The organism is Acinetobacter sp. C32I (assembly GCF_023702715.1).
GTDB lineage: Bacteria > Pseudomonadota > Gammaproteobacteria > Pseudomonadales > Moraxellaceae > Acinetobacter.
The window spans coordinates 474,615-500,031 of sequence record NZ_CP098480.1 but is presented as its reverse complement, the minus strand read 5'-3'; the positions used below and the strand labels follow the sequence as shown (position 1 = coordinate 500,031).

Below are 25,417 nucleotides of genomic sequence, written 5' to 3'. Positions count from 1 at the left end.
ATGTGACATTTTAATGACGACAACGTTGTACAAAAGTAAAAAGAGCCGATTGACATCGACTCTTTCTAAATTATTTTCTGATTAATCAATAAATTGAAACCTGATTAAGCACGCTCAAGTAAAACAGCAACAGCTGGTAAAGTTTTACCTTCAACAAACTCTAAGAATGCACCACCACCTGTTGAGATATAGCCAATTTGATCAGCAACTTGGTATTTATCAATCGCAGCCAATGTGTCACCACCACCCGCAATCGAGAAACCAGCAGATTCAGCAATCGCTAATGAAAGTGTTTTGGTTCCTTCACCGAATTGATCGACTTCAAAAACACCCACTGGACCATTCCAAAGAATTGTTTTAGAAGATTTTAAGATGTCAGCAAATGCTTTAGCCGTTTCAGGGCCAACATCCAAAATCATATCGGTATCAGTGACATCAGCAACGTTTTTCACAACGGCTTGTGCACTTGCCAATGAACCAAGGAAATCTTCAAAGTTGATTTGGCTTGCATCTGCAACCACAACATCTGTAGGTAATGGAACACTCACTTTTGCAGCAATTTGTTTTGCAGTTTCAACTAAATCTGCTTCGTAAAGTGATTTACCCACATTAAAACCAGCTGCAGCCAAGAAGGTATTGGCAATACCACCACCCACGATCAATTGATCACAGATGGTAGACAATGAAGTCAACACATCAAGTTTAGTTGATACTTTAGAGCCTGCAACAATCGCAACCATTGGTTTTTCTGGTGTTTGCATTGCACGGCCAAGCGCATCTAACTCAGCTGCCAATAAAGGACCTGCAGCAGCGATTGGCGCAAAACGTGCTGCACCTTCAGTTGATGCTTCTGCACGGTGTGCTGTACCGAATGCATCCATCACGAATACATCACATAAAGCAGCGTATTTCTTCGCAAGCTCTTGGTTATTTTTCTTTTCGCCGTGATTGAAACGAACGTTTTCAAGTAATACCACTTGACCCGCAGCGACTTCAACACCATCTAAATAATCTGTGAATAATTTAACATCTTGACCCAACGCTTTGCTCAAATAAGCAGCAACTGGTGCAAGTGATTGTTCTGGTTTTGGCTCACCTTCTACAGGACGACCAAGATGAGAAAATACCATCACTGCCGCGCCTTTTTCTAAAGCCGCTTTAATGGTTGGCAATGCAGCACGTAAACGTGCATCACTGGTAATTTCCCCATTTTTTACAGGAACGTTTAAGTCTTCACGAATAAGAACTCGTTTACCTGCTAAATCAAGATCAGTCATGCGCTGAAAATTCATGGATGGCTCTCTAGTTGATTTTAAAAACGGCGTAATTTTAAATGATTCTCTGAAATAAAGGTGAGTTTTTTTGCAGAAAAGCTGCCGAATGCTTCAGTTTTGATTATGATAATCACCGTCACTAAATCTTTCTATTATTATGTCAATTCATCCAGATCCAAAAATTAATCGTTTAAACGTGCTTGGCGAACCTTTAGCCAGCTGTTGTTATGACCCGATCACTGGGTATTTTCGTAATGGCTTTTGCCACACAGCGGTCACCGATTTAGGTCAGCATACGATGTGTGCCCAAATGACCTCAGAGTTTTTAAATTTCTCGCAAAAAGTTGGCAATGACCTCATTACACCGTTACCTGAAGTCGGCTTCCCTGGTCTAAAACCTGGTGACTTTTGGTGTATCTGTGTGACCCGTTGGGTTGAAGCTTATCAAGCAGGACAAGCGCCACCAATTAAATTGAATGCTTGCCATAATGCCGTTCTGCATTATGTTCCCTTGAATATCCTTGTGGAATACGCGGTGTAATGAACCAACATGAACTGATTTTGGCGTCCAGCAGTCAAACCCGCAAAGATTTGATGGATCGCTTAAGGCTGGATTATCGTTGTATTTCCCCTGATATTGATGAATCTTCAACAGGTGAAATACATGCCGATGATTTGGCTAAACGTCTTGCTTTTGAGAAAGCAGGTGTGATTGCTCAGCAACATCCTGATGCCATTGTGATTGGTTCCGATCAGGTGGCTTGGCGCGAACATGCTCCATATGACTTTATAGGTAAACCCTTAAGTGTTGAAAATGCCATTCAACAATTGCGAGCCAATTCGGGTCAAACCGTATTTTTCAGCACTGCGCTCAGTGTTCAACATTTACAATCTGGCTTTGAAACGACACTGGTTGAACATTACCAAGTCAAATTCCGTCAGCTGACATTGGCAGAAATTGAGCGCTACATTGAGATTGACCAGCCCTTGCATTGTGCGGGTAGTTTTAAATGTGAAAGCTTGGGGATTAGCTTATTTGAAAAAATGGTGGGTGATGATCAAACCACCTTGATGGGCTTGCCGATGATTCAGTTGTGTAAGATCTTACGTGAATTTGGGATCAATACGCCTTAAGTGTTTCCTTAAATCAAATATAACTGGAGATCAGTAAATTGGCGCATAATATCCAAATGTACATCCAATCGTACTTTTTGGATATTCTCAATCGACTCTTTGCCACCAAGCACTAAAAATGGCTGAAAACCATATACTTCATTCGCTTCAAGTGCTCCAAATTTCTCGAATGCCTGATCAAATAATGAATTACCATGATCATCCTCAAGATCAAATGTTCTTTTTTTACAACTAGAAAAAAATGTTTTCACCTCCAACTCCTTGTTTGTTCTAATTATTTCTTTACTACCAACAATTACACCTTTGACACAAAGTATCTTTATTATTTGAGCCATTTCTGGCTGAAATGCATACATACTACCAAATGCAGTTCTAGCCAAAACATAACATTTTAACCCTTCAAGTTCAGGAATTCCTTCAATCCATTCTTGTACGATATCTTCGTAGTCCTCCGGATTGGTTAACCATATCAATCCGTTTGCAAAGGGAGACCATCCATATTCTTCCCAATAGGATAATAATGCATCTGGCAATATCCCCTTATATTTTGTATAGGCGAATGATGGTACTTCAATATAAGCACATGGCTCACCTACAGACTCTATAAAATATTCAAAAAACTCATCCATAGCTTAAACTCTCATATCATTTTGATATTCATGCATTTATCCAATCTTATTCTACAAGCTATAAAATAATAAGTTAAGTTTTTAGAAGTTTAAGCTCAACCCAACAAAAACACCCTGATCTAAATTACTTTAGATCAGGGTCAATGATTATTCCTCAACCACTGTGACTCGCTTTGGTAAAGCAAACCAAATAAAAATCGACAGAATCAAGAACAACAGCGCAGCCACGTTCAATACGGAACGATGTGATTGGCTAAAGGCCTGTTTTGCAGCTTGAATCAAATGTTCAGCAATTGTTGGCTGTAATTGTTTTGCCACTTGAATCGCTTCTCCAATTGAACTACTCGCCTGCTGCAGCATGTTATTCGGTACATCGCTTGGAATCACAATCGAGTTGGCATAGAACCATGACAACATCAGACCAAAAAATGCGATGCCTAAACCTGCACCTAACTCGTATGCCATCCCTTCAATCGCACCTGCGGCAGTGGCCTTGCTCGGTGGAACAGAGGACATAATTGCTGAGGTTGAAGACAGCAAGGCAATTTCCACACTTAAACCTAATAACACCATCCATGCCCATGCATGGATTTGTGCTTGCATCAAATTGGTATTGGCCAAGCCCCACAGACTGATTGCACTCATCAGCATACCAAGTGATGCGACAGAGCGTAGACCAAAGCGATTGACCAACATACTGGCAATAGGACCACCCAAACTAATCGCAATCATAAACGGTAGAATAAATGCCCCTGCTGCCAATGGCGAAAGCTGATACACAAATTGCAGCTCTTGCGAAACCAACAGTTCGAATCCGACCAAGGCCATCATCGAGACAATCGCCATAACGACCCCTGTTGCAATCACAGGATGTTTAAACAATTGGATATCGATCATTGGCGATTTTGAAGTCAGCTGCTGACGAATAAAGCCAACCAACAAACTAAAACCAACGGCAAAAATTAAAATCGACCACACAGTAAAGCCATGCATCACCGATTTCACGGCGTAAATCATACTCAGGATAGCAACCACCAAGACCAAGGCTTGTAACAAATTCAGATTTTGCTTTGGCTGGCCTGTTTGCTTCGGGATCAAGAGTGCAGCCAATACCACCACGGCAATCATAATGGGCACATTGATGAGGAATACTGAACCCCAATGGAAATGCTCAAGCAAAAAACCACCCAGTAATGGGCCAAAGGCTGCGCCACCACCACCGACCGTTGCCCAGATCCCTAAAGCGAAGTTACGCTGCTTTTCATCAAGGAAGGTATTACGCACTGCGGACAAAGTTGCAGGCAGAATCATTGCCCCGCCCACGGCCAATAAAGCACGTGAAGCAATCAATACCCATGCGGTTGGTGAAAATGCGGCTGCCAATGAGGCAAGACCAAATAACACCGCACCGATGATCATCAGGCGTTTATAACCAATACGATCCCCTAAGGCACCCATCGGTAAAATCAGCCCCGCCATGACCAGTGAATAAATATCAATGATCCATAACAGCTCGTTGGCTGAGGAAGAAAGCGACTCACTCAAAGTGGGTGTCGCCACATGTAAAATGGTTGCATCAATCGCGACAGGAATATAGATCAATACAACAATTGCAAGAATTAACCACTTGCGTGACATAAATGCCTCTAAATTGGACAACTGTTCAAATTGGCGTTATTATAACCAAAATTGAACACCTGTCCAACTTTTGGATTTAAGTGAGTTTGTTTCTGATTTGTATATGTATAGAGGTGCTAAAGAAAGAATGGCTTATTTAAACCGTGAACAACGTCGTGAAATGATTTTGCAAGCCGCCATGCAACTTGCCTTAAACGAAGGTTTTTCCGCTATGACGGTTCGCCGTATCGCGACTGAAGCTCAAACATCAACTGGGCAGGTGCATCACCATTTTGCATCTAGCTCACAGCTTAAGGCCGAAGCTTTTATTAAATTGATGCAGCAATTGGACGAAATTGAAAATCAGGTGACGACTGTCAATTACCTGCAACGTCTTTCTCTATTGCTCGGCTGTGAAAATATTGAACAAATTCAACCCTATTTACGCTTATGGAATGAGGCTGAAGTTTTAATTGATCAAGATCAGGAAATCAAACAGGCTTATAACATTGCCATGCAGGACTGGCATCGCTCAATTGTACGGATGATTGATGAAGGTCAAACCCAAGGTGAATTTCATTTCGACACTGATAGTCACGATATCGCATGGCGCTTGATTGCTTTCGTCTGTGGCTTGGAAGGGATTTACAAACTAGGGCTGATTGGCTTAAATGAAATCGATTTTAAACGTCATACTGAAGCGATTATTCAAGCAGAACTATTTCAAAAATCAAAATGAGTAAACAATGAAACGAGCATTATTACAAACAGCAAGACTCGATTTATTTGTATTTCAAATGGATGACCTTGCTGATATCTATCCTTGTGTAACAACAACATTAACCCGTTATATGGATTGGGAACCTGCTCAAAGCTTCACTGAGCAAGAAAAAATTGGTCAACAATGGTTATTGGCAGAAGCAAAAAATACCGACCGACATTTTGTGTTACGTCGTAAACAAGATCAGGCGTTTATTGGTCTTATCGGTGTGCATCGAATGCAGACCGCAACACCTGAACTGGGACTATGGATTCGGGAAGATTGCCACAATCAAGGTTTTGCCAAAGAAGCGATTTTAGAAGTATTTCGTTGGGCCTCTACTCATCTCGCAGCCCAATATTTCTTATACCCTGTTGCTGTGGATAATCAGCCAAGTCGTAAACTGGCTGAACTTTTAGGTGGAACTATTGCTGCATACAAGACGGAAAGCAAATATGAGGCGGTGATTTACCACATTCCACGCTATCAACCTAAGGCGAATTAAAACCAGCCTTTTCGACCTGTTCGTATTTCATCTGCACAGCGAAGCGTTTCTTGGCTCAAGCCCCATAGACGATAATCGCCTGTTGCCGAGGTAATATTAAAATTATGGGTATAAGCAAAACTGAGTTCACGCTCAAAATCACACCACGCCCCTGAGCCATTAAAGCCGACATGTCCAAAGCCGTGTGGTGCACGTTTGCCCATGGTCAAGATCCGGTGATAGCCCAAACGCCAATGCATTGGAATTGGCATCACGCGATCACGTGCTTTGCTTTGTACCGTACTGAGTTGCTTAAATACTTCTGGGCGAATCAATTGCTGACCCTGCCACTCTCCTTGGTTAGCAAGCATCGCATAGACTTTAGCCAAACTATCTGCTGTAAATACCCCATTGGCCGCAGGAATCACAGCTTGCAAACCTGCATCACTATAAAAACTAAAATGACGCATGCCTTTCGGAATCATGGCATCTTGAAAATCTTGCGGGCTTTGCCCAGAGAGCTCCAATAAGCGTTCTGATAAGGATGCTTTACGTGGAGCATTGTCTTTCTTGCTTTGCGGTTTAGCTTGAGATGCTGTTTTCGGCTGTTCCAACAAACGCGCAACACGATTTAATTCCGATGTTGGTGTCCCAAAATATGCGCCATCCAGTTCAAGCGGTTGTACCAGATAACGTTGCATCAGCCAACTCAGAGGTTGTTTGGCTGCTTTCTCAAGCACTCCACCCAAAATCCACCCATAGGTCAAAGGCTGATAGGCAAAACTTTGTCCAGCAGCAAAACGTGGTGTCGCTGCGGCTATCACATCCAGCATATGCGACCAATCCAGCATTTCTGTTGCGGTTTCAATAGTATTGCGAATGTCAAATAAACCGCTTTGATGCGATAAAACATGACGTAAAGTAATATTGGCTTTACCATTCTGAGCGAACTCAGGCCAATAATGTGCAATCGGTTGCTCATAATCCAGCACACCTTCACTCACCAAAATATGTGCAAGTGTTGCCAGAATGCCTTTCCCTGTTGAATAGCACATGGCTAAAGTATTGGATTGCCAATCTTGTTCTTGAGATTTTTTACCCGTATAAATATCAACAACTTTTTGACCTTGGAAATACACCACCAATGCAGCACCACCTTGCTGGGTTCTCGCATCTTGCAGACGGCTAAATTGGCTCGCCAAATCAATAAAGCGTTCATCAACACTGCCGTGATAATGATGTGTATCAGCAAATAAAAGTTCTTTAATCAAAGCTCAAATCCTTATGATATTTATACTTGTTAGCAGATCCCTGTTGCGAACACCAGGGATTATTTACATTATATGATAGTACTAAAGGGCTTTTACTGTACCCGCAACATGTGGCTTTTTAGATTTCACATTACGAATTAAAAAATCTGTTTGTTTTGGCTCGGCTGCAGTTAAAAACTCCACCGTAGATGGTAAGAACATCGGTAGTTTAAACCAAACATCTGCCTCATAAGCCGCAGTTAATTCGATACTTGCCAAAGCTTTAGCTTTGCTCCACATCCCATGTGCAATCGCCTGTTTAAAGCCAAACGCTTTTGCAGTCACAGCATGGATATGAATCAAGTTAAAGTCACCCGAAATCACGGCATAACGACGGCCGGTATTTTCAGAAATATTCCATTCTGCTTGTGGTTGGTAAGCAGGTTCTTTCACTTCTTTGGCTTTTTCAACTGCTTTTTTCTCAGTTTTTTGGCGTGATAAATAAGTGGTTAAACTTTCCATCACCACTTCACCACCGACTTTCGCAGTCGTGATGAAATCAAACTGTAAACCTTTGTCATGCGGTTTTAGCTCGCCAAACTTGCACGATAAAGTGATTTGCTCATTCACAGCAATTTTGCGAGTTTGCTTGATTTGGTTACGAATATGCACCAAGCCTAAGATTGGGAATGGAAATGCTTCACTGGTCATCATGTGCATTTGCAAACTTTGCGACAAAACTGCCAAATAGATTGCTGGCACGAAACCATCATTTTTAAAACCACAAATCTCGTTATAGCTTTCTAAATGTTTGCTATCAATCTTAAGTGTATCCACCACATACTCAACTTGTGGCAGAACTTTTTCACCTTTTGGCTTTTTGAAAATGAGACCTTGAATGACTTTTGGATAAGCTAAATAAGGTTTTGGCAACTGACTAAAATGACGTGTATTCATAATGAACCTTTCAATATTTTTATAAAAAAGGGATGCACAAGCACCCCTCTTCAAAACCCTAATGCTTAGGCACCTAACAAGCTTTGACCGCAGACACGAACAACGTTACCTGTCACACCTGTTGAACCAGTAGAAGCATACCACGCAATTGCTTCAGCCACATCTACAGGTAAGCCACCTTGGTTCATCGAGTTCATACGACGACCTGCTTCACGAATCGCGAATGGAATCGCGGCAGTCATTTGTGTTTCGATAAAACCTGGTGCAACCGCATTGATGGTAATACCATTCTTTAATGTCGGCGCAGTAAATTTAACCAAACCAATTACACCTGCTTTTGACACAGCATAGTTGGTTTGACCAAGGTTACCTGCGATACCACTGATTGATGATACACAAACGATACGACCATTGGCATTTAAACCATCATGAGAAAGTAAGTAATCATTAACACGCTCAATTGCAGACAAGTTAATATTGATTACTAGATCCCAAAGCTCAGGCTTCATATTCGCTAAAGTTTTGTCACGGGTAATTCCAGCGTTATGTACGATCACATCTACGCCGCCTTGTTTTGCAGCAGCAGTTTTAATTTTCTCACCCGCATCAGCAGCAGTGATGTCGATTGCCAATACTGAACCACCAATTGAACCTGCAACACGCTCTAAATCAGCTTGTTGTTGGGGAACATCCAAACAAATGACATGTGCACCATCACGCGCCAATACATGCGCAATCGCTTCACCAATACCACGACTCGCACCAGTCACTAATGCTGTTTTACCTGCAAGTGGCTTCGCCCAATCTAAATCAACCACATCTGCTTTAGACACACGGATCACTTGACCAGAGACATAAGCAGAACGTGGTGAAATCAAGAAACGTAAAGTTGATTCAAGATTTGCTTCTGCACCTTGGTCCACATAAACCACTTGAGCAGTAATACCCTTTTTGAACTCTTTACCAACAGATTTGATAAAACCTTCAAGCGCACGTTGTGCAATCGCTTGTTTGACTGTTTTCGCAGTTTCAGGTGTAGTACCAATCACGATCACACGACCTGAACTTGAGATTTGACGCGCGATTGGATTGAAGAAGTCATATAACGCTTTTAATTGTTCTGAATCTTGAATGCCAGACGCATCAAATACAACCGCTTTAAACTTAGATTCTTTATCATCTGCATTAAGAGGACGAAGATTTAAACCGACCTTTGCAGCCGTTTGTTGTAATTCAACATTATTACCGACATAGCTATCTGCATGAATATTGCTAAGAACTTGAGCAATCGCAGCAGAAATCGTGCTTGATGGTGCTGCGCCAAGCAATACTGCACCATTTACAACTGGTTGAGCACTTTCAAAACGATCTAGTGCTACTGGTGATGGTAAACCTAGATTTTTTACGACAAACTTACCTAAAGGTGATTGTGTAAATGCTTGGTACTGATCAGTCATGGTTATTATCTCTCATACAAATGAATTTGTTACAAACACATGAATCATGTTGGGATATGGCATGAAATCAATGTCTGATTGACTCATAGCAAATCATACTTGAGTTCATGTCTAGATGTCTTGACCTGAATGTGGTCTCAAGCGTCATTCTAGTCAATACAGCACTATTGGAAATATGGTATGTTTGTAGCAAGAATTTCGCAATTATGCTTGGAAAAGCCTTATGAGCAAAACAACTCAAGAAAATCCAGCAGTCGAGACTTCCGCTCAAGAGACTGTGTCAAATACATCAAAAGCAGCTTCAACTTCACGTAAAACTGCAAGCACAACATCTAAAGCGGCAACGACGACACCTAAAACAACGCGTGCTCGCTCTACAACACGTAGTGCGGGGACTACAAAAAGCACTGCTGCGTCTACGACGACAAAAGCAGCTACAGCTAAAACAACCAAACCTTCTGTTCAACAGGATAAAACCATGAGCCAAAACACTGTGCGCCGTGTTGCCATTATCGGCGGTAACCGTATTCCTTTCGCTCGCTCTAACGGCGCTTATTTCACAGCTTCTAACATCGACATGTTTACAGCTGCGTTAAACGGTTTGGTTGAGCGCTTCAACCTACAAGGTCAACGCCTAGGTGAAGTGGTTGCTGGTGCAGTATTAAAGCACAGCCGTGATTTCAACATGACTCGTGAGTGTGTTTTAAATACTCAACTTGCGCCAGAAACCCCTGCATATGACATTCAACAAGCATGTGGTACTGGCTTACAAGCAGCCTTCCTTGTAGCAAACAAAATTGCTTTAGGTCAAATCGAAGTAGGTATCGCAGGCGGTGTTGATACCACTTCTGATGCACCAATCGCTTTCGGTGACGGCTTACGTAAAGCCCTGCTTGAGCTTAACATTGCTAAAACTGGTAAAGACCGTTTAAAAGCTTTAGCAAAAATTAATGTTAAAGATCTTATGGATGCACCTAAAAATGGTGAGCCACGTACAGGTTTATCTATGGGCGACCATCAAGCAATCACTGCGCTTGAGTGGGGTATTCCACGTGAAGAGCAAGATATTCTTGCTGCTTCTTCTCACCAAAAAATGGCAAAAGCATATGAAGAAGGTTTCTTCGATGACTTAATTACACCATTCTTGGGTTTAAATCGTGACAACAACTTACGTGCTGACTCGACTGCTGAGAAATTAGCAAAATTAAAACCAGTCTTTGGTAAAGGCGAAGCTGCAACCATGACAGCGGGTAACTCGACTCCACTGACTGATGGTGCTTCATGTGTACTTTTAGCGTCTGAAGAATGGGCGAAAGCAAATGGTCACGAAATACTTGCTTACTTAACTTTCTCTGAAACTGCCGCAGTTGATTTCGTTGGTAAGAAAGAAGGTTTATTGATGGCGCCTGCTTATGCAGTTCCGCGTATGCTTGAGCGTGCTGGCCTTAAACTTCAAGATTTCGACTACTATGAAATCCACGAAGCATTTGCATCACAAGTTCTTTCTACCTTGAAAGCTTGGGAAGATGAAAAATTCTGTAAAGAGCGTTTAGGTTTAGATGCACCTTTAGGTTCAATTGATCGTAGCAAGCTCAACATCAAAGGTTCTTCTTTAGCTGCGGGTCACCCATTCGCTGCTACAGGTGGTCGTATCATCGCGACTGCTGCGAAAATCTTAAATGAAAAAGGTTCAGGTCGTATTCTTGTTTCGATCTGTGCTGCTGGTGGTCAAGGTGTAACGGCGATTATTGAAAAATAATTGTTCATCTGCCCATAAAAAAGCTGAATCATTTGATTCAGCTTTTTTTATTTATGGCATTTTTACCTAGCAATATCCTGTTTAGTCAAATGTAGACTCATCGAGTTGTATTGCATTACTTTCAATATAATTTTTCCAATGTTTATATTTTTCAGAATTTTTAAATTGCTCTGATTTACCATAATAAAAAAGTAGCTGCTTCAATGCATAATGATAATCTGCATAATCTAATGCTTTTTCAAAATATAAGATTGCCTTTTTAATATTCTGCTTAAACTGATGCCCAGCTTCATACATCAGCGCATAATAAATTGCAGTATAGTCATCTGTTTTATCTCGTTTGATCAATTTAGCCACTTGATCATAGGCCGCCTTTCTATAATAAATATCGGCGAGTTGTTCCCCACAGAAATATAATTGCTGTTCGGCACGCTGGTAGTAGTCCTGTGCTTGCTCTAAATCTTGGTCGACCTCAACGCCGTCATAATACAGGCCTGCTAAATTTTTACAGGCTTGACCATTTCCTAACTGTGCACTCTGCTTGAAACACTCAGTTGCTTGTTGGATATTTGCTTCAACACCCTGTCCTTTTAAATACATACACCCCAGATTATTCCACCCCCACGCATTGCCCAATTGCGCTGCTTGCTGATAATAGTTCAGCGCCCGCACATAATCTTGCTCGACACCATCACCGTTGTCATAAATCAATCCTAAAGCAACCATACTCCCGCTATCGCCCCGATCTATGGCAGCCTGATAATATTGAACTGCTTGCTCCATACCTTGATGTTCCTCAAAATATTGAGCGATTTTAGACAAAGTACTAATCTCCAAATGATTAAAATACTGATCACCGAGTGCGGCCTTCCAACGTAGGTAGAACTGTTCAAAGAACCGTAAATCTTTGCCTTGAAAATGAAAACGCTGCAAATAAAATTGACCGATTTGATTTGGTTGAGCTTGTTCTAGTTGTCTTTGCTGATTTATAAAGAATAATTTAAGATCTTTAAATAAAGTTAATTGCCCAAATGCTGGATCATAATGAAGGATTGCAGGCGCAATATAATCAAAACTTTCACTTAAATACTTTTGTTTAGCATCATAATAATAGTGCCCAGTTGCAGTCATGCACCGAAAAAATCCATGACTGATGTGCTCTATACGTGCAAATTGATCAGAAAGAGGAATTAACCATTTCTGCAGCGCTGCATCATACACCCCATATTGCCCAGCTTCTCCCAACGGATAAATATCATTAAGATCATTTAAATAATTACCGTCAATCAGTTTATCTACCCCCTGTTGCAGCAAAAACTCATGCGTTTGAGTTTGGTATAGAAACCATTTATTTTGTTTACGATAAGCAAAGCTCATATAACCATAGGCAGACCAGTCTTTTAATTGATCTACATCGTCAAGCAATAACCCACCATCTGGTTTTAATATAGAAATCTTACGTTGAAATTTATTTGGCTTAATCCACAAATAACCATGACTAAGCGGTTGTAGTACATCTTCAAGAAACTCGCCTAAATCAGTTCCATTACTCAGAAAATATCGTCTCTTTGTTGTTCCTGCTAGCTCATAAGAATAAAGTGTGTTCTGTTCATTTAAATAATGTTGCTCAAAGGGACTGCCCGAAGATTCAGCAATAACCAGTTGATGCTGAAGATTAAAAAGCCAATATTTACCATGTTGTAGCACATTAAAAATATCAGAATAAAGGAGCTGTTCAATGCCATCATAGCAGGCAGGAATCATCCATTCTCCGTTATCTAGACACATGACCCCTTGTTGCTCCGAAGTTTCCAGTGGATGAACCACAGCATAATTTTTACCTTCAAGCTGAAAACTATCATCTGCATTAGCGAATTGGGCATCAAGTATGATCTTTCCATAATGATTGAGATAACCATATCGTCCATTGCACGCAAATATCGCGATTCCATCCTCATTGAATGCTGAAATCTGACTAAATTGTGGTGTAAGAACCGTCTCTCCTTTACGGTTCTTTAACCCCCATAGACCGTTTTCTTCAAAACTTTCGGTTGCATCTCGGTAAAGCCATGCCTCCCAATAACCAAGTCCCCACTGAATCCAATCTGTCTGTAAAATCTCGAGAAAGCTTTCATAACCACTTCTGGCCAATATTGGATTTAAAACAGATAAATCTCTTAATTCTATCGCTTGATCATACAAGAATTTTTTTTCTAATATTTCTTCAACCCAGTCCTGAGCTTGTAGACGATGGCTTTCCTCATTCATGTTAAAAACATCAGTTGCATCCATTTCAAACTGCTCATAAGGCAAGCTTTGCAACACATCAAACATGGTCTGCCGAGCCTCGACAAAATCAGCTTGACTGTTCAACTGATAGGTTTCACTCAATAAGTCATAAAAGCGTTGTAAATAGGCAACGCCTCTCACACGATCAAAGTAAAGTAAATGTCCTTTACGTGTCGGCTGTATAAAAAACAAAGGCAGTAACAGCTGCGGAATTTCATATTTCCACTCGCCTAAATATCCTGAATAAGCATTTTGTTTATTATGATCAACATTATATAAATAAATACGATGCGCCATTTAGCTACCCTAAGTCATTATCTTTATACATTTAAATATGAAATTTCAAGAGAAATACCGAGCAGATACTCACCCGACATTTTGAATTATAGGTTGAATTGCAGTTCTTCTCGTATTAACTTTCAATCAAATACAAAATGATAAACAACGGGATCATCTCTTAATATGATCACTTCATTCTTATCGTCTACCATTTAACGCTCATCGCGCTCGTTTAAACTTCACATAATAGTCGTTTAATACTTTAATCGCTTGCTTCAATTCTTTTAAATTTTCTTCTGTATTTCCTAATCGCTCAACAAAATGTTGTGAATGTAATTCCAAGTCAATCTTTTCATTAATTTGTGGTGCAATCCGAAATAGCTTTTCTAAATCATCAAATCGATCTAATTTTCGATTAGAAAAATATTCCAAACGAACGCTCAAGCCATTCAACACCACACCATTTAGAATCGCGCCTTGCTCTGCATCAAAGACTAAAGCATGTTCTTTTAAAAATAACTGTTCAGGTGTTTCTTTGGAACTTTTGAATAGGTTGCTCAGTTGGCTTAACATCGATCAATCACTTCACTCTACTTTTCACTGGTATTAAACCGCTAAAACGACCAATCAAGCAACATTCACATCACAACCACCGATAAAAAAAGCATCTTCTACAAGATGCTTTCTCAACATTTATTTTCCGTACTGCGTTTTTAAATATTCCACAATCTTGGCAGATTCAAACATTTTCACGCCTGTGTTCGGATCAAGCAAATACGGAACCTGAATATCTCGCCCCATCACCTCAACCACCTTTTCGCGTTTGCCATTGGGCAATGGAATATACTTGCCTGGTTTTAAACGTAAAGCTGCAGGCCCCATATCCTGCCAACGTTCTTTAGGCACATTATGCAGAATGTATGGCAGCTCTAATTCCGTCAAGACTTCACGAACCAACCGTGTATATGGACTCGCCTCAAAGCTCCATAACTCCAATAACTGCGCTGGTGCAGGACGATCAACAATCTGCTGATTAATCCAGACACCACGCGCTGCATTGGCCATTGTCGCCAATGCAGAGACATAAGGTAGTTTTGGATAATGACTAAACTTTTTCGGTGTTTGACCCGTTTTCCCATAATGCTTAAATAGATGATGAATAATCTGCTGTGATTCATATAACTGATCACCTGTATTTTCATCAATCAAAAATGGAAACTGTCTTCTGCCACCTTTTGCTTTCACGATTTGGCGATATTTCTGACCACCTTTTGGACACGGATAAATCTCCACATCCAGATTCAATAAAGTAATCACTTCACGGACACGGCGACAAAATGGAGAACCTTCGAATTCATAGAGCTTGAGTGCTTTTGCAGGTTGATTTGGAAATGGTGTACCAGAGACACCTCGCCCACCTTCAATCACACTGGCAACAACAGATTGTAAAACCTTGAATTGATGGTTCACCATTTTCAACATAACGCTATCCTTTTTAGCAATCGACTAATTTTTCTTTTGCAATCACAATTCCGTTATTATCTGCATAGATATAATCACCTGAATTGATGGTCACACCACCAAAATACAGGGCAACATCGACCTCACCTATGCCTTTACGATTACTTTTTTGTGGGATTGCAGCCAATGCATGCACACCCAAATCCAGTTCTGCAATCGCATCGACATCACGTACACAGCCGTAAATCACCACACCATTCCAATGATGTTTGACTGCTGACTCGGCAATCAAATCTCCCATCAAGGCACAACGCATAGAAGCACCACCATCAACAACCAAGACTTTACCAGTACCATCAGTTGCCAACAGCTCTTTTACCCGAGAGTTATCTTCAAAACATTTGACGCTAACTACCTGTCCACCAAAAGTTTTACGTGCACCATAACTTTTAAAAAACTTACCATCTAATGACGGGATAACCACTTGCAAGTCTTTTTCAGGATTATCATCTAACAAATCACAGGTTACAAAAGGGATCGTTGTCACTGAAATTCTCCATTATTTGCTTTGTTGTATACTTAAATTGTCATAGCATTTGAATGCAGCTGTCTGCGTTTGTGCCGCAAGCAACATAGTATGCGCCAATTGCTCGGCCGTTACAGGTTTAAGTTTAAACGGTCTGGTCCACGCTTTTTCGACCAGCTTAAATGCCGTCTGTGCCAGATCTTCGAGCAAGCGAACTTCACTGCGTTTTCCTATTAAAAGTGAAGGCTGGAAAATCGATAGCTTATAAATTGACAAACTTTTCAGGTAATTTTCCAGCTCACCTTTTACTTTATTATAGAAAACTGGTGAATTAGCATTCGCTCCCAACGCACTCACCACCAATAAATGAATATTTTTATCCTGAATCAAATCCGCAAAATGAGCATTGATTTCATAATCAATTGCATAGAAAGCCTCTTTCGATCCAGCTTGTTTTATGGTGCTTCCCAAACAACTAAATGCATGGGTATGGCTGCTGACATCCTCATCATTCAGTAGCAGAAAATCGGCTAAAATAAGCTGAGTGACCTTACTATAAGCTTTTAATGTATCTGAATTTTTTCTTACAACGACAGTAATCGCACTGAAATCCTCAGAATGCTGTAACTCATCTACCAGTGCCTGACCGACCAACCCTGTCGCACCGATGACGATTGCTTTTTTCTCACCTATTCTCATTTTTATTCGCTCTAAGCCATGAATAAAGCTAATGTAACGTTTTCTTGCACGATTATCACCTGTAAAATGTACTTAAAAGTATCACAAGGCTTGACTTCGGGGCTTAGTTTCCTCAAAATATGGCACTTGTTTACGGGCTGGTGAATGTTGCCAATGTTGTTTTGGTTTTAACTTCAGCCCGCCCAGACCAACTTATTTTCAAGGAGTGCACGAGTGGCAAACTCTGCTCAAGCTAAAAAACGTGCTCGTCAAAACGTTAAAGCACGTAAACACAACGCAAGCTTGCGTTCTATGGTTCGTACTTACATCAAACGTACTGTAAATGCAATCGCTGCTGGTGATTATGCTACTGCTACAGAAGCTTATAAAACTGCTGTTCCAGTTATCGACCGTATGGCTGATAAAGGCATCATCCACAAAAATAAAGCTGCTCGTCATAAGAGCCGCTTAAACGCTCAAGTTAAAGCATTAGCTAACTAATTTGAAGCATATAAAAAAGCCCGAATTTTTCGGGCTTTTTTATTGTCTTTAATTCTGAATATAGGGCTGTAAACCCGTCCCCGCCTCCATCACGATCTTGCTCAACTTCTGACAGAACGTATAACTTTCTTCCAGCAAACCCAAATCACTGGCCCGAGCGTTATTCTGCATCAATACGGCCTTATGGTATTGATAGCGTTGTTGCAAATACGGTTGATCTTGGCTTAATGCAAGCATCATTAACTCAAAACGAAAATCCAAATCGATTTTAAGATCTGTTGGCATATCACCGTAAGCCCATGCCTGTAATACTTCTAACCGGCCTTGCCCCAGATTTGAAAAAATAAAATTAATATAAGCATCCAAGTTTTTAAAGAAATCCTGAATATCTGCTTGTGTGTCCCAACGTCCCATCAATGCAAAACTCGGCTCTGCATTATTTCTCTGCCCCGTATTTTTATGTACATCCATCGAACGTAGACGAAAAATCAAGCGCTCAGATAGCTGCTCTTGCAATTGATCAGGAATAAAACGATCGGTAAAATCCATCGCAAAAGATAACATTGGACTTACCGTTAATTTTCTGAGCACCATCTTGAGTTGATAAAAAACACCTAGCTGCTTTTGGGTCAGTAAAAAGCAACGATAGCCTGTATCCAATGCCAACTCCGGCCGCCCGATATTACCCCAATTTGAAATAAAATCATGCGCAACATTAAAAACACCAAGCTTTAGGGTTTGGGTATAATGTTGTTGCTCAAACCAATGACTAATCAGTTGCTCTGCTTCAGGCATATTCTGCGGGGTCTGAAACTCATTCACCAACATCACAGGTTCAGGTTCAGCAACGCATTCAAGCTGCTTGATTTGCAAAGGCTCCAGTAAATAAGGCTGCAGCATATTAGACACCGCATTTTCAGGAGATTGCAGTTCTCCTATGGCCCAGACATTATAATTCGGCTCATAGAAGCCGATTCCTGTTTCCTGCGCAGCCTCATAAAAGACCCGATAGACCGCATCATTTTGTGCTTCATTTGCTAGAACATCTACTTGCACACTGGCACACAATCCTTGAGCAAACTTGGTCTTAATCCCTTGTACCCATTGTTGCGTCTGTTCAGAAAAATAAGATTGGTATTGCGGATCACAAATCTTGTTGCTAAATAAGTTCAACCACGCTTGTAAAGTTTTACCATGACTAGAGATATGGCGATATTGTTGATGTAGTTCAAAAGCAACTTGGTGTGAATCATCTTCTGAGGGAACTTTACCTGTAAAAACCTCAGGCTCCCATAAGTAAATCGTGTTTAATAACATCTTTTTATCCAATTATGCGTCAAGTTTCTCTTTTTATTTTCATATCATGACGAAAATTTCTACATTTTAAAAGTGTACTTTTATTATTTTTTTCAACTTTCTAAGAAAATATTCTGCATAAAAAATATGAAGCCCCGAAGGACTTCATATCATTGATTTATGACATTCACATAAAATCTTGAACTGATTAAGGATTAACAGCCAACACCTTGATTGCAATAGGTAAATTCTTTGCAGACAAACCAGCAAGAATGAGGCTGTTATTTACGACCGGAATCGTCCATTTTTGATTGGCGCCACTGGTACAACGATAGCGAATTAAACGCGCACGATTATTGGTTAAGTAGCCACCCTCCAAATCAAAGCACTGATTCGATTGCTTAATCGCCTGCGCAGTAGTATCAAGTTCCCACACTTGGCTACTTGCACTGCTGCAAGCTGTCAGATTGATAACATTGCCAGCTGTAGTCGTTAAGCACTGATCTATATATTGTTTATTATGAATTTTACCCAAAGCATCATAAATCCATTTCTCTGAGTCATCACCAACACAGCCTGCTGATCCACTAATAAATGCATTTAAATCACCAGTCGCCAATTTCTCAGCTTTTAGACAATTGGTTCTGTTCAATAAACTGGTACTTGATGCAAAATTCAAATCACCTTTGAGCTCTAACTTTTCAACAAACGCATGGGATGCAGTTAATGCATCGGCATTTAAATTGGTCAAATCCGAACGATATACATTGATCCAGCGATTAAGTCGATAAAGCTTAATTTGCTGCTGGGTATAACGCACCATCTCATTCTGAGCATCAGGTGATAGTTGATCTTTAAAGGTTCTATATGAATCAAATAGTAACTTTGCATCCGTCGAAAGATTTACAACTATCTTGTCTTTATTCTCGACTAAAGCCTGCTCTAATTGAGGCAACTCAATCGCTCTAAGCGCTGAGTATTCTGCTTCTTTACCAATTTCAACTGCAGGTGCTAGAGCCACTGTACTCACAGGAATAGATGTACTTGAAAGTAGCACTGCTGCTTGATTGGCCTTTTTACAATACAAATTCACTTGCTGCGGTGCTTCACTTTGCGCAAGGTTGACATGGAATTTATTGGCGTTGCTATTCGAGTTCATTCGTTGTGGTGCTAAAGCAATATTTTGACTCGCACTGGCAAACTGCACATTCAGCCAACAACTTGCTGTTACTGCATTCGGATTGGCTTGTGGTAGATCAAATACATTCCCCCAATTCCCTTTCGCAGCAGGATAAACCAAGCCGACCTGCGCCTCTGGATCATATCCCCCCAAAATCGTATAGACTGGCACACCAAACATTTTTGGTCTTAGGTAATTACCATCAGCACGGTTATACCAAACATTGCTTGAGTTTGGTGTTTTAGGCTGAGCAACTTCCATCACACGAGTTATCGCATTCCATTTTTTATAACCCGTTGGAGAAGTTGCATCCCAAACATAACGATCAAATGCAGGCTGAATTTTTAAATAGGTACTATAGCCGGTGTAATGAGTATATTTAGAAATGCTGCTTGCCGTCGCACCACCAGACATCGCATCCCAACCATAGGCATATTTATTCAGAAAATTCGGTACACCATTGGCACCATCCCCTAAGTTGGTCGTCGTCCAATTGAGATTACCGCGCATTTTATTTCTAAACGCAATATAGCCCCAGCCACTATCTGCATGATGTGCTGCCCAGAACATATTGTCCCCAACAGAACCAGGATAATGCCCCAACCCATAATGATGACCAATCTCATGACTAAACTCATTACCCACAGAGTCAATCAAGGTCAGCATACCATTCCCGCCACTTAGACCATGAGTTGCCTCACCGTTGCTATATTTGCCGCGTGCATAATGCGCCACCACACTTTGCGTAATTTGTGGCTGTTCTTGACTCGCCATTGAAGCACTGGTAATCCCCCAGTTGGCCAAGTTAATTCCCACACCGAAGGTTGATTTAGCTGTATTTTCACGCATATCACCACTATAAACATCACCCGTGGTTGCACTTACCGAGTCATAGATCACACCACTTGCGACCATGACTTTATTCAGCTTTAAATCCTCATATTTGGACACGATCATGCGCGCCGCAGGAATAGTCTGAAAATAATCTGTCCCCGCCTTGGCAGGTTCAAGCAACATATAATGACCTGTCGATTTCGGTGGGTCCGTTAATAAGCCTAAACGGATATTCTGTACCACCAGCTCACCTGGTGCTGCTAAATCAATATTGTCGGAAGTTAAGTCACCGCTACGATTATTCAGTGGATCAACCACGCGGAGATGTAAACCGGCACGAATTTCATTCCATTTTAAGGCAACCGTCCATGCTCTTTTAGAGTAACTCACAGACGGACGCCCATCAGTATTGGATTGATCAGAGGCTGCAATTCTTGACGGCTCTTTCAATTTAACCGTTCTGAGTAGTTGATTGCCTTGATAAATTTCGACTTGTAGCTTCTGTAAATCACCCATTTCTGCCAATGGTGTCACCAACAACAAGGCATCTTTTTCTGTGGTTAGACGCGGCATTGAGTCTTTTTCATTATTTTTAGGATTGACCACATGACTTTGTGCAAATTGCAACATCGCAGCAAAACTGCCATTTAGATCATTACGCAGTAGACGTGGCAGTCCAAGCTTATCGTAATCATAAAAACCAAGCACCGATTCATCTATTATATTTTTACGCGGTTCTGGATACTTTTCTACCACAGGTGGAATAGACGGTGTTTCTGTATTTCCGCCTCCACCTTGGCTCGGTGTTTCAGGTGTTGTAGTTCCAGAACCATTATTGCCAGTATTGGGCACTTCTGGCGTAACGCCACCTGAACCAGTATTACCGCCATTTGGGGTTTCAGGTGTTGTCGTTCCTGAACCATTATTAGGAACTTCTGGTGTAATACCTCCTGAACTTGTATTACCGCCATTCGGTGTTTCTGGTGTTGTAATTCCCGAACCATTATTGCCAGTATTCGGAACTTCTGGTGTAACACCACCTGAACCAGTATTACCGCCATTTGGTAGTTCTGGCACAGTAGTTCCTGAGCCATTATTTGGTGTCTCAGGCGTCCCATCACCTGGTAATTCATTGGTTCCATCACCCGGAACGAGATTACCATTTCCCGCAGTCTCATTATTATTTTTTGGTGGCTCCGTATTGGTTGTGGCGCCCGAATGATCCGAACCTCCACCACCACAAGCAACCATCATGATCGACAGTAAACAGACCGTTAAATGTTTAAGTTGTAATTGCATCACACTTCCCCAAGAAAAACTTGATAAATTATCGTTAATGACAAATTAAGTTAATTAGTTAAAGTTAATATAAATCATGTATTTACATATACTAGCAACTTAAATAGCAGGAAGGGAAATTAATTTATCGCAAAAACAAGAATTACTGGATTTATTACACTTTTAATCTAATTCAATTTTATTTACATTTCTAAATTGAACATAGCTCCACCACCAGCACTACACTTCCCTCACTCAAACTACCTATTTCAGGCATATAGAATTCATTTAAATTTAAGTTTTGAGCAACAATCAATCTACAAAAACTGGAGAGCCAAATGAATAAGAATGGGAAGCTCATCATCGCAGTCGCAGTTTTTTCATGCAGTTGTCTCAGTTTTGCTGCAAGCTGCACAAATACCATTGAGAACAACACCGTTAGTGATCTCACCGTTCCCGCAGGTGCACATTGCACACTCAACAATTCGTCAATTGAAGGCGATGTAAAGATCGAGAAAGGTGGCAGTTTGATTTTAAATAGTTCTTCTATTCAAGGCAGCATTCAAGCCAATCAATCAAAAGCAATCAAATTAATTAACTCAAGTGTTAGCGGTGATATACATATTGCACAAGCCGCGACAACATTGAGTTTAGATAAGTCGATTATTTCAGGCAATATTCACTGTTCAGCTTCAACCAAGTTGCAAGCAAACCTCAGTAATATCGAAGGACAAAAAATTGGGAAATGTGGTTAATCAGACTTTAATTCAATCATGCTGATATTTGAATCCAAATGATCGGTTTGGATTCAGATCAACAGCGATCTCATTCTATTTCTCCACCTAGACACAATCTCAATTTTATTTAAATATTTCAACGCAACATGTCTATGATCGATCGAACTAGCGATTCAAAAATTGTTTTATTTCTAAGGCTTGCCGCTCACCACGCCAAATCCATTTTAATTGACTGTCCGCAAAATCATCACCTTCAAACCATACAAACAGGCCTTCCATCATCTCTGGCCAATCTGTTTGTTCAATTTGATTTTTGCCTGAGATTACCGCAATAATTGCTGCAAGAATGGTGTCATGGCTCACCGCCAAACTTAAACCACCCTGTTGGGTCGGATGAGTATGATAAAGCAACTCCAATACATCAAATACACCAGTGATTGGATGCTTCATCCCAGGTAAAGCATTATTCACAAAGCTATTAATAAACCCTAGTGCACCCTGCTTACGGAAATAAGGCGCCGCCTGCTGGATATCCAAGACAAAGCTGCCTGGTTCAACCAATAAACGCTGCTCAACAATTTCAATTTGATGCGTATTGACAGCTTTACGCGTTTCATCAGCACCCTCAATCATTAAAGCTGCCGTATCGACACAACGCTGAATCGGGCTGGAAATACAATGCTGAATCGCCCGATCAGTATTCTGAATTAAATATTGCCCCCAAGCATAAGCCAAGTCGCGGCCCTGCTCAGTCAACTGTAGGTCATAACCAGCCAAACCTTGTCCATTCACCAATTCGCGCAAAGAATGACGTGTAAACAAAGTTACAGGAGTAGAAGCATCTGGAAGTAAATCAATTGCTTCAAACATGCTTTTAGGCAATAAATGCAGAGTCATATTCACATACAGGCTTTAATTTAACTCACTATAGCATGAGCCAGATAAGTCTCAATCTAAAATGCCAGAACGACTGAGCGCATCATACGCAATTTTTTTGCAATGCTGATCTCGATAAGCGATAAAGCCACCATTTAAAACCGTTTCACGTTGATTATATAGAAATGGTTTCTGATCCAAAGTCATCAACCCACCACCAATACTTTCAAGCAACGCTTGGCCTGAACTGGTATCCCATTCCGAAGTTGGATGGAAGCGTGGATAAATATCAATTTCCCCTTCCAGCATCATACAAAACTTATAAGCACTACCTGCCTCACGACGCTCTACCTTACGATTTTGTAAGATCGGCTCGATAAAGTTTTTATATTTTGGATTTTTACTGTTGTGGCTTAAACCAATTTGTAATGGTGCAGCCATATCATGCTCTTCAAGCTGATATTGGAACCATTCTTGTCGGCTAAAACTATATTTATACGGTAATTGCGAGGTATGACCAATATACATCACCTGCTCACACGGTACCGCAATAATTGCAAACGTGGTTTGATGATCTTCGATCAAACTGAGATTAATCGTAAACTCGTCACGCTCATGAATAAACTCCTTCGTTCCATCCAATGGATCAAGCATCCAACAACGCTGCCATGCCGCTCGTGCAGAATAATCGCTTTCTTCTGACAACACGGGTAATTGCGGGGCAACTGTAGCTAAGTGCTTTAATAAAAAGTGATTTACCTTTAAATCAGCTTGCGTGACAGGTGAATCATCACTTTTTTCCTGAATATTAAACTCGCAACCCGCACAATAACTTTGGTATTCTTCCAATAATATTTGACTTGCCTGCGCCATGATTGGAACAAGTTGTGAAATTAACGGATCTTGTGGGGCAAGCGTTTTAATAAACATAGACCAACCTTATGTCATATTTAGATTTACAGCAGCCGATTGCCATGTTTGACATGGATGGCACATTACTCGATTTAGCCTTTGATGATTTTATTTGGAATCATTGTTTGCCAGAACGGCATGCTCAAGTCCATCAATGCACACTTGAGCAAAGCCAGCAGACACTGTTTCAATTTTACCAACAACATAAGCATACACTATCTTGGTATTCTTCGGCGCACTGGACGGTTAAAGTAGGCGTTGATGTCTTACAACTACAGTACGAGCACCGTGACAAAATACGTGCTCGCGTCGGCTGCCATCAACTCCTGCAGCAACTCAATGCCCAAGGTTATCGCTGTTGGTTACTGACCAATGCAGATCGTGCAGGCTTACAGCTGAAACTTGAAAATGTAGAACTGAGCCCCTACTTTGAAGTTATGATCAGTAGCGAAGAATTAGGGCATGCCAAAGAAGAAGTCGCTTTTTGGCAAAAGCTACAACAGTTACACCCATTTGATCCTGCACAAGCGGTATTTATTGATGACACAGTTGCTGTGCTCAAAGGCGCAGAGGACTTCGGTATTCAACAGTTATTCAGCATATTACAGCCTTCCAGCAGCAAAGCTGCGAGAGCCGCAACTGAGCTAGCATACCCTGCACTTGATCATTTAACTGAACTTTTTGAATATCTTGAAACCAACCAACAGGTAACAGATGCCAAAACAGCATGAACCAGACAGCATGGAAGCCATGCGCATTGATAAATGGCTTTGGGCAGCACGCTTTTTTAAAACACGCTCGATAGCCAAAGCCGCGATTGAAGGTGGTAAAGTTCACCACAACAACGATCGGGTGAAAGTGTCTAGAGATGTCCGTATTGGAATGGAGTTGACCATTCAACAAGGTTTCGAGAAAAAAACCGTGGTCGTGAAAGCACTTTCTGCTGTACGTGGCGGCGCTCCAGCTGCCCAGTTACTTTATGAAGAAACCGCAGAAAGTATTGCGCGTAGAGAGTTGCATGCATCACAACGAAAATTGCATAATCTAGCCCGACCAGATCACCGACCAAGTAAAAAAGATCGTCGTGATATCAATCGTTTTAAGCAAGAAAATGTCCAATCTTGGTCTTATCATGATGAATAGATTGAATGGATATTTTTTAATTCTGGACGCGTCATCTTGTGTCGCATAGACACAGATCAGATGTAGAATAAACAATGAGAATCTGCCACTATACTCAAGTCCCAAC

24 protein-coding genes are annotated in these 25,417 nt (G+C 40.9%); 9 read left to right on the top strand and 15 right to left on the bottom strand.

Features of this window, described 5'->3' with window-relative positions:
- Positions 1-104: 104 nt before the first annotated feature.
- Positions 105-1,292: a phosphoglycerate kinase gene (locus NDN13_RS02410; protein WP_005202901.1), complete on the bottom strand. Its 1,188-nt coding sequence runs from the start codon at positions 1,290-1,292 to the stop codon at positions 105-107.
- 139 nt (positions 1,293-1,431) lie between these two features.
- Here NDN13_RS02410 and NDN13_RS02405 point away from each other — a divergent pair, with 139 nt between their 5' ends.
- The gene (locus tag NDN13_RS02405; protein ID WP_004653014.1) at positions 1,432-1,815 is read left to right on the top strand and encodes a DUF2237 family protein; all 384 of its coding nucleotides are present in this window, start codon (positions 1,432-1,434) and stop codon (positions 1,813-1,815) included.
- Positions 1,815-2,408, top strand: a complete 594-nt coding sequence (locus NDN13_RS02400) for a Maf family protein (RefSeq protein WP_251117035.1) — start codon at positions 1,815-1,817, stop codon at positions 2,406-2,408. Before NDN13_RS02405 ends, NDN13_RS02400 begins: the two co-directional genes overlap by 1 nt.
- Before the next feature lie 8 nt (positions 2,409-2,416).
- On the opposite strand, the gene NDN13_RS02395 is transcribed toward NDN13_RS02400, so the two are convergent.
- Positions 2,417-3,037 carry a GAD-like domain-containing protein gene (locus NDN13_RS02395; protein WP_251117034.1) on the bottom strand — a complete coding sequence of 207 codons (621 nt, stop codon included), beginning with the start codon at positions 3,035-3,037 and terminating at the stop codon, positions 2,417-2,419.
- Positions 3,038-3,184: 147 nt separating this feature from the next.
- Positions 3,185-4,675 carry an MFS transporter gene (locus NDN13_RS02390; RefSeq protein WP_251117033.1) on the bottom strand — a complete coding sequence of 497 codons (1,491 nt, stop codon included), beginning with the start codon at positions 4,673-4,675 and terminating at the stop codon, positions 3,185-3,187.
- A gap of 127 nt (positions 4,676-4,802) precedes the next feature.
- Between NDN13_RS02390 and NDN13_RS02385 the strand changes: the two genes are divergently transcribed.
- Together NDN13_RS02385 and NDN13_RS02380 are read left to right on the top strand one after the other, a co-directional pair.
- On the top strand, positions 4,803-5,393 hold the full coding sequence (locus NDN13_RS02385; RefSeq protein WP_251117032.1) for a TetR family transcriptional regulator: 591 nt from the start codon (positions 4,803-4,805) through the stop codon (positions 5,391-5,393).
- Between the two features lie 7 nt (positions 5,394-5,400).
- Positions 5,401-5,919: a GNAT family N-acetyltransferase gene (locus NDN13_RS02380; protein ID WP_251117031.1), complete on the top strand. Its 519-nt coding sequence runs from the start codon at positions 5,401-5,403 to the stop codon at positions 5,917-5,919.
- Here NDN13_RS02380 and NDN13_RS02375 read toward each other — a convergent pair.
- The 3 genes from NDN13_RS02375 to NDN13_RS02365 form a co-directional block, all read right to left on the bottom strand.
- On the bottom strand, positions 5,916-7,169 hold the full coding sequence (locus tag NDN13_RS02375; RefSeq protein ID WP_251117030.1) for a serine hydrolase domain-containing protein: 1,254 nt from the start codon (positions 7,167-7,169) through the stop codon (positions 5,916-5,918). The genes NDN13_RS02380 and NDN13_RS02375 overlap by 4 nt on opposite strands.
- Positions 7,170-7,250: 81 nt before the next feature.
- Positions 7,251-8,105 carry a MaoC family dehydratase gene (locus tag NDN13_RS02370; RefSeq protein ID WP_251117029.1) on the bottom strand — a complete coding sequence of 285 codons (855 nt, stop codon included), beginning with the start codon at positions 8,103-8,105 and terminating at the stop codon, positions 7,251-7,253.
- Positions 8,106-8,170: 65 nt separating this feature from the next.
- Positions 8,171-9,562 (bottom strand): 3-oxoacyl-ACP reductase, encoded by a 1,392-nt coding sequence (locus NDN13_RS02365; protein ID WP_004807931.1) that lies wholly within the window; start codon positions 9,560-9,562, stop codon positions 8,171-8,173.
- A gap of 223 nt (positions 9,563-9,785) precedes the next feature.
- Between NDN13_RS02365 and NDN13_RS02360 the strand changes: the two genes are divergently transcribed.
- Positions 9,786-11,321: an acetyl-CoA C-acetyltransferase gene (locus NDN13_RS02360; protein ID WP_251117028.1), complete on the top strand. Its 1,536-nt coding sequence runs from the start codon at positions 9,786-9,788 to the stop codon at positions 11,319-11,321.
- Between the two features lie 81 nt (positions 11,322-11,402).
- Here NDN13_RS02360 and NDN13_RS02355 read toward each other — a convergent pair whose 3' ends face one another.
- From NDN13_RS02355 to NDN13_RS02335, 5 genes are all read right to left on the bottom strand, one after another.
- A complete protein-coding gene (locus tag NDN13_RS02355) occupies positions 11,403-13,907 on the bottom strand; it encodes an SEL1-like repeat protein (RefSeq protein WP_251117027.1) in 2,505 nt (834 codons plus the stop codon).
- A 201-nt stretch (positions 13,908-14,108) separates the two neighbouring features.
- Positions 14,109-14,462: a hypothetical protein gene (locus tag NDN13_RS02350; RefSeq protein WP_251117026.1), complete on the bottom strand. Its 354-nt coding sequence runs from the start codon at positions 14,460-14,462 to the stop codon at positions 14,109-14,111.
- Positions 14,463-14,582: 120 nt separating this feature from the next.
- A complete protein-coding gene (locus NDN13_RS02345; protein ID WP_251117025.1) occupies positions 14,583-15,371 on the bottom strand; it encodes a glutathione S-transferase N-terminal domain-containing protein in 789 nt (262 codons plus the stop codon).
- A gap of 13 nt (positions 15,372-15,384) precedes the next feature.
- Entirely contained in the window at positions 15,385-15,897 is a 513-nt protein-coding gene (gene rraA / locus NDN13_RS02340) for a ribonuclease E activity regulator RraA (protein WP_241304280.1), read from the bottom strand.
- A 12-nt stretch (positions 15,898-15,909) separates the two neighbouring features.
- Positions 15,910-16,575 (bottom strand): NAD(P)H-binding protein, encoded by a 666-nt coding sequence (locus tag NDN13_RS02335; RefSeq protein ID WP_251117024.1) that lies wholly within the window; start codon positions 16,573-16,575, stop codon positions 15,910-15,912.
- Between the two features lie 213 nt (positions 16,576-16,788).
- On the opposite strand from NDN13_RS02335, the gene rpsT reads away from it, so the two are divergent.
- Positions 16,789-17,055 (top strand): 30S ribosomal protein S20, encoded by a 267-nt coding sequence (rpsT, locus tag NDN13_RS02330; RefSeq protein WP_004652997.1) that lies wholly within the window; start codon positions 16,789-16,791, stop codon positions 17,053-17,055.
- Between the two features lie 48 nt (positions 17,056-17,103).
- Here rpsT and NDN13_RS02325 read toward each other — a convergent pair whose 3' ends face one another.
- Both NDN13_RS02325 and NDN13_RS02320 read right to left on the bottom strand, forming a co-directional pair.
- Entirely contained in the window at positions 17,104-18,372 is a 1,269-nt protein-coding gene (locus NDN13_RS02325; protein ID WP_251117023.1) for a hypothetical protein, read from the bottom strand.
- 187 nt (positions 18,373-18,559) lie between these two features.
- Complete coding sequence (locus tag NDN13_RS02320; RefSeq protein ID WP_251117022.1) at positions 18,560-21,664, bottom strand: M66 family metalloprotease; 3,105 nt, start codon at positions 21,662-21,664, stop codon at positions 18,560-18,562.
- Positions 21,665-21,981: 317 nt separating this feature from the next.
- Between NDN13_RS02320 and NDN13_RS02315 the strand changes: the two genes are divergently transcribed.
- The gene (locus tag NDN13_RS02315; protein ID WP_251117021.1) at positions 21,982-22,398 is read left to right on the top strand and encodes a DUF4097 family beta strand repeat-containing protein; all 417 of its coding nucleotides are present in this window, start codon (positions 21,982-21,984) and stop codon (positions 22,396-22,398) included.
- 147 nt (positions 22,399-22,545) lie between these two features.
- On the opposite strand, the gene NDN13_RS02310 is transcribed toward NDN13_RS02315, so the two are convergent.
- Both NDN13_RS02310 and NDN13_RS02305 read right to left on the bottom strand, forming a co-directional pair.
- The gene (locus NDN13_RS02310) at positions 22,546-23,277 is read right to left on the bottom strand and encodes a histidine phosphatase family protein (protein WP_241272025.1); all 732 of its coding nucleotides are present in this window, start codon (positions 23,275-23,277) and stop codon (positions 22,546-22,548) included.
- Between the two features lie 51 nt (positions 23,278-23,328).
- Positions 23,329-24,186 carry a 3'(2'),5'-bisphosphate nucleotidase CysQ family protein gene (locus tag NDN13_RS02305; RefSeq protein ID WP_251117020.1) on the bottom strand — a complete coding sequence of 286 codons (858 nt, stop codon included), beginning with the start codon at positions 24,184-24,186 and terminating at the stop codon, positions 23,329-23,331.
- 11 nt (positions 24,187-24,197) lie between these two features.
- Between NDN13_RS02305 and NDN13_RS02300 the strand changes: the two genes are divergently transcribed.
- On the top strand, positions 24,198-24,899 hold the full coding sequence (locus tag NDN13_RS02300; RefSeq protein ID WP_251117019.1) for an HAD-IA family hydrolase: 702 nt from the start codon (positions 24,198-24,200) through the stop codon (positions 24,897-24,899).
- Complete coding sequence (locus NDN13_RS02295; protein ID WP_251117018.1) at positions 24,883-25,311, top strand: RNA-binding S4 domain-containing protein; 429 nt, start codon at positions 24,883-24,885, stop codon at positions 25,309-25,311. Before NDN13_RS02300 ends, NDN13_RS02295 begins: the two co-directional genes overlap by 17 nt.
- Positions 25,312-25,417: the final 106 nt, after the last annotated feature.